The sequence below is a fragment of the Cupriavidus sp. SK-4 genome (assembly GCF_000611125.1).
Lineage (GTDB): Bacteria > Pseudomonadota > Gammaproteobacteria > Burkholderiales > Burkholderiaceae > Cupriavidus > Cupriavidus necator.
The window spans coordinates 1-15698 of the sequence record NZ_JFJW01000138.1; the positions used below are offsets into that span (position 1 = coordinate 1).

Consider the following 15698-nt stretch of genomic DNA (forward strand, 5'->3'; position numbering starts at 1 on the left):
GCCGGCCTGCCGGCCGGCGTCACCGGCCGGGTGGCCGAGCTGGAGCAGGGCGCCTGGCCGCTGGCCGGCGAGGCGCCGTTCGACGCCATCGTCGTCACCAATTACCTGCACCGGCCGCTGTGGCCGCACCTGGCGGCGGCGCTGGCGCCCGGCGGCATGTGGATCTATGAGACCTTTGCCGCAGGCAATGAAACCGTCGGCAAGCCGTCGCGGCCGGATTTCCTGCTGCGGCCGGGCGAATTGCTCGAAGTGGCGCGCCAGTATGGCCTGCGCGTGGTCGCCTATGAGGATGGCGTGGTCGAAGTGCCGAAAACAGCCTTCGTGCAGCGGATATGTGCGGTGCGCGAGGCGGCCGCCGGCGCCGATGCGCCCGCGCCGGCACGCTACCGGCTCGACGCCTGAGCCAGGCATGGCGCTGTCGGCGAGAATGCCGCTGCACACGTTGAAACAGTTGGTATCAACCCCTGTCCGGGCGGCGGTCGAAGCGGCCTGCGGTTCCGGTACAATCCCGTTATTCGCATCCCGAATTCCTTAACGTTATGACACAGATTACCGGCAGCATTGTCGCCATCGTTACCCCGATGCATGAAGACGGCAGCCTGGACTTCCCGGCCCTGCGCGCCCTGGTCGACTGGCACGTGGCCGAAGGCACCGACGGCATCGTGATCGTGGGCACCACCGGCGAGTCCCCGACGGTTTCCGTCGAGGAGCACTGCGAACTGATCCGCGTTGCCGTGGAACAGGCCGGCAAGCGCATCCCGATCATCGCGGGCACCGGCGGCAACTCCACCAAGGAGGCCATCGAACTGACCGCCTTCGCCAAGAAGGTGGGCGCCGATGCGTCGCTGCAGGTCGTGCCGTACTACAACAAGCCGACCCAGGAAGGCATGTACCGGCATTTCCGCACCATCGCCGAAGCGGTGGAGCTGCCGGTGCTGCTGTACAACGTGCCGGGCCGTACGGTCGCGGACATGAACAACGAGACCATCCTGCGCCTGGCGCAGGTGCCGGGCATCGTCGGCGTCAAGGAAGCGACGGGCAATATCGACCGCGCCGCGCAGCTGATCAAGGCCGCGCCGGAAGGCTTTGCCATCTACAGCGGCGACGACCCCACCGCGGTTGCGCTGATCCTGCTGGGCGGCCACGGTAATATCTCGGTCACCGCCAACGTGGCACCGCGCAAGATGCACGAGATGTGCGTCGCGGCGCTCAAGGGCGACGTCGTCACCGCGCGCCGCCTGCACATGGAGCTGATCGGGCTGAACAAGGCGATGTTCATCGAGGCCAACCCGATCCCGGTCAAGTGGGCGCTCCAGCAGATGGGCAGGATGGAAGGCGGTATCCGCCTGCCGCTGACCCCTCTGTCCGAGGCCAACCACGACTATGTACGCAAGGCACTGGCCGCCGCCGGCCTGCTGGCCTGATCTTTCGCGGCGTCCTGCTGTCGCACCACCTACTAGGATTGCGTGTCAATGAAACTGAAGCTTAACCGCCGCGGCGCGACGCAAGTCCGCCGCGCCGCCCTGGTTGTGCCCGTGCTCGCCGCTGGCGTGATCACCGGCTGCAGCAGCATCAACGAAGCGATGCAGCCGGACAAGATCGACTACAAGTCGTCGGCCTCGAAGCGCACGCCTACGCTGGATATCCCGCCCGACCTGACCAAGCTGGAGGGCGATCGCCGCTATTCGGTGCCCGATGCGAACGGCACCTCGACGCTGTCGACGTACAGCCAGGCCACCAAGGTGCGCGAGCAGTCCCCGAGCGAGAACGTGCTGCCGTCCGCCCAGGGCATCCGCATGGAGCGCGACGGCAACCAGCGCTGGCTGGTGATCAGCAACGGCATGCGCGGCGACCAGCTGTGGCAGCAGCTGCGCGGCTTCTGGCAGGAAAGCGGTTTCCTGCTGGTGCAGGACTCGCCCGAGACCGGCATTATGGAAACGGACTGGGCCGAGAACCGCGCCAAGATCCCGCAGGACATCATCCGCAACACCATCGGCAAGGTCTTCGACGGCCTGTACTCGACCTCGGAGCGCGACAAGTTCCGCACCCGCGTCGAGCGTTCGCAGAACGGCACGCTGGAGGTCTTCATCAGCCACCGCGGCGCGCAGGAACAGCTGACCGGCATCGACAAGTCGAGCACTGTCTGGACCCCGCGTCCGGCCGATCCTGAGCTGGAAGCCGAATTCCTGTCGCGCCTGGCCCAGCGCCTGGGCGTGCAGAAGGAACAGGCTGACCGCATGGCCAAGAACCCGGCGGCGGCGGGCAATACCGCAGCCGCCGCGGGCACGGCCGCCGCTGCCGGCACCGCAGCCGCTGCTGGTGCCGATGGCGCCGCGCCGGCCAAGTCGTATCTGGCCCAGGTCAACGGCGCCCCGGCGCTGCAGCTGCCCGAGCCGTTCGACCGCGCCTGGCGTTCGGTCGGCCTGTCGCTGGACCGCGTGAACTTCACCGTTGAAGACCGCGACCGCGGCCAGGGCCTGTACTACGTGCGCTATGTCGACCCGCGCACCGTTGCCGACAGCCGTGGCTTCTTCTCCAAGCTGTTCACCAAGCCGGAAGATTCCAAGACTGCCAAGAAGTATCGCGTGTCGCTCAAGGGCACGGGCAGCGGCACGCTGGTGACGGTGCTCAACGATGCCGGCCAGCCTGAGAACGGCGAAATCGGCAAGCGCATCCTGTCGCTGATCGACGAGCAACTGCACTGAGCCGGCGCATGACTGCTGGCTTGCCAGCCGGCCGTCCTGGCCGGCGCCTGGCGGGGAGGGCGCGGCCATGATGCGCTTCGCCTTCCTCGGCAGCGGCAGCGAGGGCAACTCGCTGCTGATCGAATCCCGCGAAGACACCACCACCACGCGCGTGCTGCTGGACTGCGGCTTCGGCATCCGCGAGACCGCCCGGCGCCTGGAGCGCCTGGGCGTCGCGCCGGACCAGCTCGACGCCGTGCTGGTCACGCACGAGCATGGTGACCACGTCGGCTCGGCCTACGCCTTTGCCGCCCGCCACCGCCTGGCGGTGTACACCAGCCACGGCACCTGGCTGGCGACCTCGCACTTGCGCGGCGCCGATGCAGCCGACGTGCGCGTCTGCGGCGCCGACCATGCCTTTGCCATCGGCGGACTGCAGGTGCTGCCGTACACCGTGCCGCACGATGCACGCGAGCCGCTGCAGTTCGTCTTGTCGGACGGGCAGGCAAGGCTGGGCGTGCTGACCGATGCAGGCATGGAGACGCCTTACGTGACGGCGCGCCTGGCAGGCGTGGATGCGCTGGTGCTGGAATGCAACCATGACCGCGAGATGCTGCGCAATTCGGTGTATCCGGCTTCGCTGAAGCGGCGCATCGGCGGGGACTTCGGCCACCTGGCCAATGAAGTGGCGGCCAGTATCCTGGCGCAAGTTGCCCATGCCGGCCTGAACCGCGTGGTCGCGGCCCACCTCAGCAAGCAGAACAATACGCGTGAGCTGGCAACGGGAGCGCTGGCGGTGGCATTGGGTGCGCTGCCGTCCGAGGTGCTGGTGGCAGACCAGGACGAGGGCCTGGACTGGCAGGCGGTGCGCGCCTGAGGGATGCATGGATGCAGCAGGGCGCAGTGCGGTAGCGGCGCCCAAATAAAAAAACCGGCCCGAAGGCCGGTTTTTTCATCGGTCAGGAACCGATTACTGCTTGGCAGCCGGAGCCGAAGCGTCAGCAGCCGGAGCCGAGGCGTCAGCAGCCGGAGCCGTAGCGGCAGCAGCCGGGGCTTCAGCAGCGGGAGCCGAAGCTTCAGCAGCGGGAGCGGCGGCAGCCGGAGCAGCCGTTTCAGCGGCCGGAGCGGCAGCTTCTTCCTTCTTGCCGCAAGCGGCGAGAGCAACAGCGGCCAGCAGCGATGCGATCAGGAGAGACTTCTTCATTGTTCGTCCTTTAACTTGTAATAACGAAAAACAGGCGATGAATAATTACCGGTAATTATCGCTCTTGAACTGCAAAATAGAGGCCCTCCCGGGTCCCGATAAATGCAATGGTCCACAGTACTAGCCAGCCAACAATTATATCCGCGTTTTCCCGGCTTGTGTAGCGCCGAAATTTACTGATTCGCAATGTTACGTATTATTACAGCCGCGGGCCCAATTGCAGCCATCCTTCCAGCGTCCAGTGATGGAAAGTTTCCATCAGATCGGGTAGATCCGCGCACGCCGCAACATCTTCGCCACTAAGCTGCCGATAATCGGCCAACTTTTTCAACCACTGCATCAGTTCGGCCGGCGGCTCGTAGGCTTCTCCATTGAGGAAGAAATTCGCGCGGTCGTAAAGAGCAATCGATGCCGATGGCAGTACCACACCATGGCGGGCCGCCAGTGTCGCATAACGGCGCAACGGCATGTCAGGTATCTCTGCGAATTCAACGCCAGGTTTGGGTTCGGACAGATGGCTGCCGAGGAATTCAGACACCATCTGGCTATTCCATTGCAGCGCCTTGAGCCGCTCGGCGACTGCCTTGGCCATGCCGGCGGGCAGTTGTGCGGGCCGCGTGGCGGCGCGCTCGCCGGCGTCGGCATAACGGCCGCCGAGTTCTTCGTTGTCTTCGACCGTTTCAGACAGCCAGGCCAGGAAATGCCCGGCCAGCTCGCGGTAGGCCGGCGCGCGGAAGCCGATCGAGCAGGTCATGCATTCGCCTTCGGCAATGCCATCGTGCGCATATTGCGGCGGCAGGTAGAGCATGTCGCCGGGTTCGAGCACCCATTCCTGTTCCGCGTTGAAGTCGGCGAGGATCTTCAGCGGCATGTCCGGGATCAGCTCAAGGCTGGTCTGCGACGAAATGCGCCAGCGGCGCCGGCCCGAGACTTGCAGCAGGAACACGTCGTAGGAATCGAAGTGCGGGCCCACGCCACCGCCGTCGGTGGCGTAGCTGATCATCAGGTCGTCCAGGCGTGCGTCGGGCACGAAACGGAAGCGGCCCATCAGTTCCGCCGCGGCGGCGTCGTGCAGATTTACCCCTTGCACCAGCAGGGTCCACTGGCGGGCCTTGACGCCGGGCAGGTTTTCGCGCGCAAATGGGCCATGCGCGAGTTTCCAGCGATTGCGGAAGTGCGTCACCAGGCGCGATTCGACGTCATCGCTGTCGGCCAGGTCGAAAAGAGCCTCGCGCGACACAGGCGGCACGATTCCGGGTACTGCCTGTCGAATCAGCAGGGGCTTGCGATGCCAGATATCCCGCATGAATGCAGCAGGCGTCATGCCACCAAGCAGGTCGAGCGGAGTGTCTGGATCGACGGGGCCAGGGGGCAGGGCCTGCGCGTATAATGCGGAATCGTTCATGGAGTCAAGAATTGAAAATCGCTAAGAATACTGTGGTGTCCGTGATGTACAAGCTGTCGGACGCGCAAGGCAATCTGATCGAGGAGTCAGATGAAGCCATGGTTTATTTGCACGGCGGGTATGATGGCACGTTCCCCAAGATCGAGGAAGCGCTCGACGGTCATGACGCGGGCTTCGAGACCCAGCTGCAGCTGGAGCCGGAAGACGCGTTCGGCGACTACGACGCCGATATGGTGAAGGTCGAGCCGCGCAACCGCTTCCCCGAGCCGCTGGAAGTCGGCATGCAGTTCGAAGGCATGCCCGAAGATGGCGACGAAGAGGACTCCGTCATCTACACCGTGACCGACGTGGCCGAAGACAAGGTCGTGCTGGATGGCAACCATCCGCTGGCCGGCATGGCGCTGCGCTTCTGGCTTAAGGTTTCTGAAGTCCGCGAGGCCACCGCCGAGGAAATCGAGCACGGCCACGCCCATGGCGCCTCGGGCGTTGAAGTTGTGGACGAGGACGAGGACGACGACACGCCGCGCACGCTGCACTGATCGTATTTCCGCACCCTGTGAAGAAGCCGGCCGCAGCCGGCTTTTTCATTTTCGGCCGACCCGCAAGCCGTCTCAGTGCGACACCGGTGCGTCCTTGAGCATGACCGCGAACGGCGACGCCGCGCCAGGCGTGATCACCAGCTCGGCCCATTGCGAGACCGTGTTGGCGGGCAGCGACACGCGCGTGAAGTTCTGCATGACCTTGCCGGCCGCGTCGCGCAGCGGCTTGTCGATGCCGAAGCCGTTGTCGGCCCCGTTGGCGCCGTTTCCGCCCGCATGCACCAGCAGCACCTGGCCGCGGAAACGACCGGCCAGCTCGCGCAGCTGGCGCTTGAATTCCAGGTAGCCATCGCGGGTGCGGTGGCGCATGAAGCCGTCCAGCAGCGTCGGACGGCCTTTCTTCTCCCAGCCGTTGGCAAAATGCGGGTCGGCGTGGACCACCACCACGATGCCGTTAAGGTCGCGTTGCCGCGCCACCGAGAACGCGCGCGCCAGCCACTGGCGGTTGGCCTCGCGCCGGTCCTCGAACTCGCCGTTGCGCCCGCCTTCGTTGCGGTAGTGGTTGTTGTCGCCCGGCAGGTTCATGCCGACGAGCAGGATATCGGCCACCTCCATGCGCATGTTCTCGCGGAAGCTCCGGAACAGCGCCTGGTCCGACTGCCGCAGCAGCGGCCGGGGATGCCGGCCGAGCGTGGCGTCCTCTGGGAAGAACAGCTCACGCAGCCGGTTCAGGCGTTCGACCGCGTCAAAGCCGCCGTTGACCGGCAGCCGGCATTCGGACCAGTCGGTCTCGCCGGGCACGTAGACCAGCGGCAGCGGCGACTGGTCCAGCAGTTGCTGGCGGCTGCCCAGCACCGCATCGCTGCACGATTCCGTATCGCCCTTGATGCCGCCGGCATGAATGACCAGGTCCAGCTTGCGCTCGCCGAAGTAGTCGAGCAGCGCTGCCGCCTTGGCCTCCGCGGCCGGCCACTGGGGCAGGTCGGCGATCAGCGCGATGCGCGTCAGCTGTGGCCTGGCCGATGCCTTGCCGCCGCGGCCCGCGGGCGCAGCCCATGCCATGCCGGCCGTGCAAAGCAGCGGCAGCAGCATGGCAAGCAGGGCACGGCGTGCAGGGTTCATGCGGCGTCGAGCGCCTCGCCTGCCAGTGCCTTGAGCCGGTACAGCGCCTCCAGTGCGGCGCGCGGCGTCAGGGTGTCGGGGTCCAGGTCGGCCAGCGCATCAACCAGCGCGGCCTGTTCGGGGGCGAGCGCGGGTGCCAGCGGCGCGGGCACGGCCGCCGGGGCGGCGCCGAAGTCGTCCTCGTCGCCCTCGGGCGTTGGCGGTGCCGCGAACAGGTCCAGCTGCGGCGTGGGCGTGGCGTCGGCCGATTGCTGCTCCAGCCAGGCCAGGTGCTTGCGCGCGGCGCGGATCACGGGCTGCGGCACGCCGGCCAGCTGCGCCACCTGCAGGCCGTAGCTCTGGCTGGCGGGGCCGTCCTGCACCGCGTGCAGGAAGACAATGCCATCACCATGCTCGACTGCCGACAGGTGCACGTTGGCTGCCTGCGGAAACTCTTGCGGCAGCTGCGTCAGCTCGAAGTAATGCGTGGCGAAGAGGGTATGGCTGCGGTTGTGCGACAGCAGGTGGCGCGCGATCGCCCAGGCCAGCGCCAGCCCGTCGAACGTCGACGTGCCGCGCCCGATCTCGTCCATCAGCACCAGCGAAGCCGGGGTCGCGTGGTGCAGGATGCCGGCGGCCTCGGTCATCTCGACCATGAAGGTGGAGCGGCCGCCCGCGAGGTCATCGGCGGCGCCGATGCGGGTAAAGATGCGGTCGATCGGCCCGATCACCGCGCGCCGTGCCGGCACGTAGGCGCCGACACAGGCCAGCAGCACGATCAGTGCGGTCTGGCGCATGAAGGTCGATTTGCCGCCCATGTTCGGGCCGGTGATCAGCAAGAGCTTGCGCGCTTCATTGAGCTGGCAGTCGTTGGCGATGAACGCCACTGACTCCGCCGCGAGCTGCCCTTCGACCACCGGATGGCGGCCCTGCACGATGTCGACCACGTTCTCGGCGACGCGCTCCGGCGCGGACCAGTCCAGCGTCTGCGCGCGCTCGGCCAGTGCCGTCAGCACGTCCAGGCGCGCCAGCGCGCCGGCCACCCGCTGCAGCTCGCCGATATGCGGCAGCAGCCCCTGCAGCAGGCCGTCGTAGAGCTGCTTCTCGCGCGCGAGCGCGCGGTCCTGCGCCGACAGCGCCTTGTCTTCGAAGGCCTTCAGCTCAGGCGTGATGTAGCGCTCGGCATTCTTCAGCGTCTGGCGGCGGCGGTAGTCGTCGGGCACCTTGTCGGCCTGGCCGTTGGTGACCTCGATATAGAAGCCATGCACGCGGTTGAACTCGACGCGCAGGTTGGCAATGCCGGTGCGGGCGCGTTCGCGCGTTTCCAGGTCGATCAGGAACTGGCCGCAGTTCTCGGAGATGTCGCGCAGTTCATCCAGGCCGGCATCGTAGCCGCGCGCAATCACGCCGCCGTCGCGCACCACGGTGGCCGGTTCTTCGGCCACGGCGCGCACCAGCAGGTCCAGGCAGTCCTGCGGCACGGCCAGGTCGTGCAGGGTCTGCGCCAGCAAGGTGCTGCCCTGGTCGTCGCGGATGCAGGCCTGCACGTCCGGCAGCGCGCGCAAGGTGTCGCGCAGCGAGGACAGGTCGCGCGGCCGCGCATTGAGCAGCGCCAGCCGCGAGGTGATGCGCTCGACGTCGGCCAGCCGGCGCAGTGCCGCGCGCAAGGCATCGGTGCCCTGGTCGATCAGCACGCCGATGGCCTGCTGGCGTGCCTGCGGCAGCGCCGGGTCGCGCAGCGGGTGGTGCAGCCAGTGGCGCAGCGCGCGGCTGCCCATGGCCGTGCAGCAAGTGTCCAGCAGCGAGAACAGCGTCGGCGACTCGCCGCCGCGCAGGGTCTCGGTCAGTTCCAGGTTGCGCCGCGTGGCGGAATCCAGGCCGACGTACTCCGATTCGCGTTCCACCTTCACGCCCTGCACATGGCGCAGCGACTGGCCCTGCGTGGTGGCGGCGTAGTTCAGCAGCGCGCCGGCCGCGCCCAGCGCGGCACCCAGCCCGGCACAGCCGAACGGGTCCAGGCTGGCCACGCCCAGCTGCTCGCGCAGCCGGCGCGTGCCGGCGTCCTGGTCGAAATGCCATTCGGGCAGGCGGGTACGCGCGCACGCCAGCGCGGGCAGCTCGATGCCATCGGCATACAGCAGCTCGGCCGGGCGGATGCGCTCCAGCTCGCGGCCCAGCTGTGCCGCCTCGCATTCCATCAGGCGCAGCTCGCCGCTGGCCAGGTTCAGCCACGCCAGCCCGGTCTTGCTGACGCCGCGGCGCGTGGTCTGCTGGTGCACCGCCATCAGGAAGGTATCGGCCTTGTCCGGCAGCAGCGCGGCATCGGTGAGCGTGCCCGGGGTGACGATGCGCACCACCTTGCGCTCAACCGGCCCCTTGCTGGTGGCCGGGTCGCCGATCTGCTCGCAGATCGCCACGGATTCGCCCAGCTTGACCAGGCGCGCCAGGTACTGGTCCGCAGAATGGAAGGGGATGCCGGCCATGCGGATCGGCACCCCGTTGGAGGCGCCGCGCGCGGTCAGCGTGATGTCGAGCAGGCGCGCGGCCTTTTCGGCATCGTCGTGGAAGAGTTCATAGAAGTCACCCATGCGGTAGAACAGCAGGGTGTCGGGGTGGTCTGCCTTGATGCGGAGATACTGCTGCATCATGGGCGTGTGGCGGCTTGCGGCCGAATCTGCCTGCGCCTGTTCCGGGTCGGTTTTCTTCTGCAATCCCATTGCCATTTAGCCTGTCTGGCGGTGGGCCTGCGTGATGCTGCCCGCTCCGCTCGGATCACCGCCTTGCGCAAGCCGGATGGCGGCCGCGCGGGGCGTCCGGGCGGTCATCCGGCGGCCTGGGGCCGTGGCGCGAAGGGGCGTTTTCGAATATGGGCGATATGGTACAGCACAGGGCAGCGGTTGCCGCGCCGCGCGGGCCGGATCTGGCACGGCTTCGGGGCTGGCGGCGTGCCGTCAGCGGAACACCAGCACTGGCACGTCGCTGTGGGTCAGCACCTTCTGCGTCTCGCTGCCCAGCAGCAGCCCGCTGATGCCCTTGCGGCCGTGCGAGGCCATGAAGATGACGTCGCAACCCAGGTCCCGGGCGGCGTTGATGATGCCGTGATACGGGGCGCTGGCGGCCGTGACGTGGCCCGCGCAGGGGACGCCGGCCATTGCCGCCGCAGCCTCGATCTTGACCAGTTCCTGGCGCGCCAGTGCTTCCACGCGTTGCTGGAACACCTCGCGCCGCTCATGGGTGCTGTCGCTGCCCACCATGTAGGGGTAGGTCTCCACGCACATGTAGGGCGTCAGGCGCGCCGCGGCGGTGCGGGCAAACTGGATGGCGGCGGACACGGCCTTGTGGGAAAGTTCGGAACCGTCGACGGGCAGCAGGATGTGCTTGAACATAGGGGCCTCGGAAAAGGGGAAACGGAAGAAATGCGGGAGTTGGGGGGCGAGTTCAGTTGGCCAGCGCGCGTCCCACGATCAGCGGATCGGGCTGCCCGATGGCAGTGGTGTCCCGGTTGCCGTAGGGGAAGCGCGACAGGATGGAGCGCAGCGCATTGAGCCGCGCGCGCTTCTTGCAGTCCGAGCGGATGACCGTCCACGGCGCATCGGCGGTGTCGGTGTGGGCGAACATTGCCTCCTTGGCCTCGGTGTAGTCGTCCCATTTGTCCAGCGAGGCAACGTCGACCGGGCTCAGCTTCCATTGCTTGAGCGGGTGGATCTCGCGCTCGCGGAAGCGCCGGCGCTGTTCCTTCTGGCTGACCGAGAACCAGAACTTGAACAGGTGGATGCCGCTGCGCACCAGATGCCGCTCGAAGTCCGGCGCCTGCTGCAGGAAGTCCTGGTATTCGCGCTGCGAGCAGAAGCCCATCACGTGCTCCACGCCGGCGCGGTTGTACCAGGAGCGGTCGAACAGCACGATCTCGCCGGCTGAGGGCAGGTGCTGCACATAGCGCTGGAAGTACCATTGCCCGCGCTCGGCCTCGGTGGGTTTTTCCAGCGCCACCACGCGCGCGCCGCGCGGGTTCATGTGTTCCATGAAGCGTTTGATGGTGCCGCCCTTGCCGGCGGCGTCGCGCCCTTCGAACACGATCACCACGCGCTGGCCGGTCTCGCGCACCCAGGCCTGGAACTTGAGCAGCTCCACCTGCAGGCGGTACTTCTGCTTCTCATAATTGCGCCGCGACATCAGGTTCTGGTACGGGTACGCGCCTTCGCGCCAGCCCGCGGACAGCTCGTCGTCCGGATGGCGCTTGCGGCCGGCCTGCCACGCGGCGGGATCGCCTTCGAAGATCAGGCTGCGCAGCTGCGCGGCTTCGTCGGGCGCGAGGCCGTCAAGCAGCGTGCGCATGGCGTCGAGCATGTCGGCGCCGTGGCCGGCGCGGCTGGCCAGGATGTCCTGCATGCTGCTGGCCACCAGCTGCACCGCGGCGTCGACGGCGCTGTCGACTTCATTGCGCTGGGCTGAAAGCGCCGAGTTGGTCGGCAGCACGTCGCCCCTGGCCGTGGCGCGGGCACGTGGCGGGGCGGCGGCATGGGAAGGCTGGATGGTGTCGCGATCGGTCATCTGCGGTCCTCCGTCAGGCTGCGGTGTTGCGCAGGATCGCGTAGAGCTGGTCCTTGAGCAGGAGCTTCTCTTTCTTCAGCCGCTCGATCTCGAAGGTGGAAGCCGGCACCAGCCCGGACTCCATGTTGTGGATTTCCTGGTCCAGCGCATTGTGGCGGTGGAACAGGCGCGCGAAGCGGGCATCCTGCGTCTTCAGGGTGGTGATCTGGTCGCGGTATTCGGGAAACATGCTGGCTCTCCTGCTGGATCCGCGCGCACGGGGCGTGGCGCATGGTTTCATTTTGGGGAGCACAGGGTGGGGCGACCTTGACGAGGATCATGGCCGTCTGGGGAATGGGAAAGGTCTGCAGTGCAAGGCGCGGTGGCGGGCGGGGCGCACCATGCAAAACGCCCGCCGGGGTGCGGCGGGCGTCGGGGTACGGCTGATCTGGCCGTCAGGCCATGTGCCAGTGTCAGGCGGCGGGCTTGGCGTTGTCCAGCGAGAACGGCGACAGCAGGCGCACCATCTGGGCGAACGCCTTGGGATTGCCGGCCAGCACTTCGCCCTGTTCCATCTGGCGCGGCTCGCCGGCGTAGTTGCCGACCAGGCCGCCCGATTCGGTGATCAGCAGCATGCCTGCAGCCATGTCCCACGGCTGCAGGCCGCGCTCGAAGAAGCCGTCCAGGCGGCCGCAGGCCACATAGGCCAGGTCCAGTGCGGCGGCGCCCGGGCGGCGCAGGCCGGCGCAGCTGCGGGTCATCAGCGCGAACAATTCCATGTATTCGTCCAGGCCTTCCAGGTCGCGGAACGGGAAGCCGGTGCCGATCAGGCAGTCGGCCAGCTTGTCGCGGCGCGTGACGCGGATGCGGCGGTTGTTCAGGAAGGCGCCGGCGCCCTTGCTGGCGGTGAAGAGCTCGTCGCGGGTCGGGTCGTAGACCACGGCCTGCACGGGCGTGCCGCGGTGCAGCTGGGCGATCGAGACCGCGTATTGGGGGAAGCCGTGGATGAAGTTGGTGGTGCCGTCCAGCGGGTCGATGACCCAGGTGTACTCGTGGGAGTCTTCGCCCTCGGCCCAGGACTGGCCGGATTCTTCCGCTAGAATGCCGTGTTCCGGGTAGGCCGTGCGCAGGATCTCGATGACCGCGGCTTCGGCGGCGCGGTCCACCTCGGTGACAAAATCGTTGTGTTGCTTGCGCGAGACGCGCACCAGATCGACGTCGAGCGACGCGCGGTTGATGATGGATCCCGCCTTGCGGGCCGCCTTGATGGCGATATTGAGCATCGGATGCATGAATCTCTCCAGGCCGGCCACGACGACGCGGCGGGGCGCAAAAGCGCCGCACGCCCGCTCATGGGCAGCTGACAACACAACGGATTGTAGAAGAACGTCGGGCGTCGCCGGTTCTGCTGCAAATGTGCCGCGAGAGTCTCGCGAGCAAGCAAAAACCTGGCGCCGCGCCAAAGAAGAACCCCGAATTGTATATGAACCCGGCAATTGATACGAGCCAGCCCGCTGCCGATGGCAACAGCGGCGACACCGGCGGCGACGCCTTCGGCCGCGTGCGCTTCGTGCTGGTCGAAACCAGCCACCCGGGCAACGTGGGCTCGGTGGCGCGCGCGATCAAGACCATGGGCTTCGGCAGCCTGGTGCTGGTCTCGCCACGCGAGCCGGATGTGCTGCGGCACCCCGACGCCATCGCCATGGCCAGCGGCGCCGACGATGTGCTGGCGGGCGCGCTCATCGTCGACCAGGTCGACGCGGCGCTGGCCGGCGCCGCACTGACCGTGGCCATGACCGCGCGCCACCGCGAATTCGGCCCGCCGCGGTTGCTGCCGCGCGCGGCCGCGGAACGCGCGCGCCAGACGCTGTCCGGCAGCGGCGGCGTTGCCTTCGTGTTCGGCAACGAGCGCTATGGCCTGCCCAATGAAGTGGTCGAGCGCTGCAACGCCGTCACCCATATCCCCGCCAATCCCGCCTACACCTCGCTCAACCTTGCGCAGGCGGTGCAGCTCATCGCCTACGAGATGCGGCTGGCGCTGCTGGAGGCGGCCCCGGACGCCGGCGCCAATATCGGCTATGCTGGTGAGCCGGCCACGGCCGAGCAGGTCGAGGCCATGTTCGGCCATCTGCAGACGGGCCTGGAGGCAATCGGCTTTCTCGATCCCTCCAACCCGCGCAGGCTGATGACACGGCTGCGCCGGCTGCTGGCACGCAGCGGCCTGGAGCGCGAGGAAGTGAATATCCTGCGCGGCATCGCCAAGCATATGCTGATCGCCGCGCAGAACCAGCCGGGCCCGCACAAGGACCGGTGACAGGAGCAAGGACAGTGGCAGCAAACCGGAGCGATTCGATGCAGGGCGATGCAGGCACGCGCGGCAAGCGCGCGCGCTGTCGCCTTGCGGCTGCGGGTTTGCGCAGGCCCGGGCGATGTTGATCGCAGCATCGCCGCAATGTCCCTGACGGATCAGGGGCCAAACACCGGCACCCGAAGCGGGTCCGGCAAATCACTTACACTCCCTGATCCCGTCCCCACCGGCCACTGACCTCGCCGGCGACCCTGCCCCGGGCACCAGCCCGCGTGGCGCGGCGCACGGCGCGGCAACACGACACGACCAAGATGTTCTCTCGCCTGAAGGAAGATATCGACACGATCATGCTGCGCGATCCCGCCGCGCGCAGCCGCCTGGAAGTGCTGACCTGCTACCCCGGCCTGCATGCCGTGGTGTTCCACCGCTTTGCGCATGGATGCTGGAACGCGGGCTTCCACTGGCTGGGGCGCTGGATCTCGCACTGGGCGCGGTTTTTCACCGGCATCGAAATCCATCCGGCGGTCAAGCTGGGCCGGCGCGTCTTCATCGACCACGGCATGGGCGTGGTGATCGGCGAGACCGCCGAGATTGGCGATGACTGCACCATCTACCAGGGCGTGACGCTGGGCGGCACCTCGCTGTACAAGGGGCAGAAGCGGCACCCCACGCTGGGCGCCAACGTGGTGGTGAGCGCGGGCGCCAAGGTGCTGGGCGGATTCGTGGTGGGCGACGGCGCGCGCGTGGGCTCCAACGCGGTGGTGCTCAAGCCGGTGCCGCCGGGCGCGACCGCGGTGGGCATCCCGGCCCGCATCATCCTGCCGGATGCGCCATCGGCGCAGCAGGGTGCCAAGCAGGAGTTCTCGGCCTACGGCATCACGCCCAATGCGGACGATCCGGTGTCGCTGGCGCTCAAGAGCCTGATCGACAATGCGGGGCGCCAGCACGACCGCATCGAGGCGGTGCTGGCCGCGCTCGATCGGCTTGGCGAACACCTGGAGAACACGCCGAACGATCCCTTCGACGCGAGCGAACTGCGCAGGCTGATGAAGTGAGCGGGAAGGGGACTGGGCCGGCGCTGCCGCTCAGTCAGTCTGCGGCAACAGGCGGAAGCCGTTGCGATCCAGTTGCAGCACCGCGGCGCGCGGATGGGCGCCGTCCAGGTCCCAGTCAGTGAGCACCCAGCGCACGCCGGCGGCTTCTTCATGCCGTGCCGGGCGGTGCGTGTGTCCATGCACCAGCAGCGACGCGCCGGCGGCACCGAGCAACTCGGCCGCGGCGGCGGGCGCCACATCGCCATAAATCACCGGAACGGCCGCACCTGCGCTCAGCTGCCTGGCGCGGTTGCCTTCACTGTCTGCCCGCAGCTTGCGGGCGATCGACAGACGGGCGCTCAGCGGCAGTGCCAGGAACACGCGTTGCACCCAGCGCTTGCGGGTCCAGCGGCGGAAGCGGTTATAGCGTTCGTCGTCGATGCACAGCATGTCGCCGTGGCTCAGCACCACGCGCTGGCCGGCACAGTGGATCACGGCGGGGTCGGGCAGCAGGCTGGCACCGGCAGCGCTGGCGAAGCGCTGGCCCAGCAGGAAGTCCCGGTTGCCGTGCATCAGGTACACGGCCACGCCGCGCGCGGCCAGTGCGCGCAGGGCGCCGGTCACGCGCTGCGCGAAAGGCGAATCGGTTTCTTCGTCGCCGATCCAGAATTCAAAGAAGTCGCCCAGGATGAACAGCGTGCGCGCGTGCTGTGCGGCGCGCTCGAGCGTGCGCTCGAAGGCCGCCAGCGTGCGGGGCATGCCGGGCGTCAGGTGCAGGTCTGAAATGAACCACGCCGGCGCCTGTGCCTCGAAGGGACCGGCCACCGGCGTGTGGGGGATCGCGGTCATGCGCGGTGTCGGAAGGGGAAAGCCGGCACGTGGATGCGCACGGA

16 protein-coding genes are annotated in these 15698 nt (G+C 67.6%); 7 read left to right on the forward strand and 9 right to left on the reverse strand.

What is annotated here, in order from left to right; all coding sequences use genetic code 11:
• From CF68_RS27515 to CF68_RS27530, 4 genes are all read left to right on the forward strand, one after another.
• Positions 1-402, forward strand: a 402-nt coding sequence (locus CF68_RS27515; RefSeq protein ID WP_035825142.1) for a hypothetical protein, incomplete at its 5' end; no start/stop codon positions are given.
• A 137-nt stretch (positions 403-539) separates the two neighbouring features.
• Positions 540-1424: a 4-hydroxy-tetrahydrodipicolinate synthase gene (dapA, locus tag CF68_RS27520; protein WP_035825144.1), complete on the forward strand. Its 885-nt coding sequence runs from the start codon at positions 540-542 to the stop codon at positions 1422-1424.
• Between the two features lie 48 nt (positions 1425-1472).
• Complete coding sequence (bamC, locus tag CF68_RS27525) at positions 1473-2705, forward strand: outer membrane protein assembly factor BamC (protein ID WP_035825146.1); 1233 nt, start codon at positions 1473-1475, stop codon at positions 2703-2705.
• Positions 2706-2772: 67 nt separating this feature from the next.
• Positions 2773-3561 (forward strand): MBL fold metallo-hydrolase, encoded by a 789-nt coding sequence (locus CF68_RS27530; RefSeq protein WP_035825149.1) that lies wholly within the window; start codon positions 2773-2775, stop codon positions 3559-3561.
• Positions 3562-3654: 93 nt separating this feature from the next.
• Here the strand turns inward: CF68_RS27530 and CF68_RS38730 are convergent, their stop codons facing one another.
• The gene (locus CF68_RS38730) at positions 3655-3888 is read right to left on the reverse strand and encodes a hypothetical protein (RefSeq protein ID WP_084187469.1); all 234 of its coding nucleotides are present in this window, start codon (positions 3886-3888) and stop codon (positions 3655-3657) included.
• Positions 3889-4087: 199 nt separating this feature from the next.
• The gene (locus CF68_RS27535; protein WP_200872599.1) at positions 4088-5293 is read right to left on the reverse strand and encodes a cupin domain-containing protein; all 1206 of its coding nucleotides are present in this window, start codon (positions 5291-5293) and stop codon (positions 4088-4090) included.
• Positions 5294-5304: 11 nt separating this feature from the next.
• Between CF68_RS27535 and CF68_RS27540 the strand changes: the two genes are divergently transcribed.
• The gene (locus tag CF68_RS27540) at positions 5305-5832 is read left to right on the forward strand and encodes a peptidylprolyl isomerase (RefSeq protein WP_026201125.1); all 528 of its coding nucleotides are present in this window, start codon (positions 5305-5307) and stop codon (positions 5830-5832) included.
• A 72-nt stretch (positions 5833-5904) separates the two neighbouring features.
• On the opposite strand, the gene CF68_RS27545 is transcribed toward CF68_RS27540, so the two are convergent.
• The 6 genes from CF68_RS27545 to CF68_RS27570 all read right to left on the reverse strand — a co-directional run bounded on the left by CF68_RS27545 (position 5905) and on the right by CF68_RS27570 (position 12755).
• On the reverse strand, positions 5905-6954 hold the full coding sequence (locus CF68_RS27545) for a hypothetical protein (RefSeq protein WP_035825155.1): 1050 nt from the start codon (positions 6952-6954) through the stop codon (positions 5905-5907).
• A complete protein-coding gene (gene mutS / locus CF68_RS27550) occupies positions 6951-9650 on the reverse strand; it encodes a DNA mismatch repair protein MutS (RefSeq protein WP_035825157.1) in 2700 nt (899 codons plus the stop codon). Before mutS ends, CF68_RS27545 begins: the two co-directional genes overlap by 4 nt.
• Before the next feature lie 234 nt (positions 9651-9884).
• Complete coding sequence (locus CF68_RS27555) at positions 9885-10319, reverse strand: universal stress protein (RefSeq protein WP_035825160.1); 435 nt, start codon at positions 10317-10319, stop codon at positions 9885-9887.
• A gap of 52 nt (positions 10320-10371) precedes the next feature.
• The gene (gene ppk2 / locus CF68_RS27560) at positions 10372-11484 is read right to left on the reverse strand and encodes a polyphosphate kinase 2 (protein WP_035825161.1); all 1113 of its coding nucleotides are present in this window, start codon (positions 11482-11484) and stop codon (positions 10372-10374) included.
• A gap of 13 nt (positions 11485-11497) precedes the next feature.
• Positions 11498-11713, reverse strand: a complete 216-nt coding sequence (locus tag CF68_RS27565) for a YdcH family protein (protein WP_010808971.1) — start codon at positions 11711-11713, stop codon at positions 11498-11500.
• A 223-nt stretch (positions 11714-11936) separates the two neighbouring features.
• Complete coding sequence (locus CF68_RS27570; protein ID WP_035825162.1) at positions 11937-12755, reverse strand: inositol monophosphatase family protein; 819 nt, start codon at positions 12753-12755, stop codon at positions 11937-11939.
• 191 nt (positions 12756-12946) lie between these two features.
• Here CF68_RS27570 and CF68_RS27575 point away from each other — a divergent pair, with 191 nt between their 5' ends.
• Positions 12947-13777: an RNA methyltransferase gene (locus CF68_RS27575; RefSeq protein WP_369798914.1), complete on the forward strand. Its 831-nt coding sequence runs from the start codon at positions 12947-12949 to the stop codon at positions 13775-13777.
• 305 nt (positions 13778-14082) lie between these two features.
• On the forward strand, positions 14083-14826 hold the full coding sequence (gene cysE, locus CF68_RS27580) for a serine O-acetyltransferase (protein ID WP_035825307.1): 744 nt from the start codon (positions 14083-14085) through the stop codon (positions 14824-14826).
• Between the two features lie 30 nt (positions 14827-14856).
• Here the strand turns inward: cysE and CF68_RS27585 are convergent, their stop codons facing one another.
• Complete coding sequence (locus CF68_RS27585) at positions 14857-15654, reverse strand: UDP-2,3-diacylglucosamine diphosphatase (RefSeq protein WP_035825167.1); 798 nt, start codon at positions 15652-15654, stop codon at positions 14857-14859.
• Between the last annotated feature and the right edge of the window lie 44 nt (positions 15655-15698).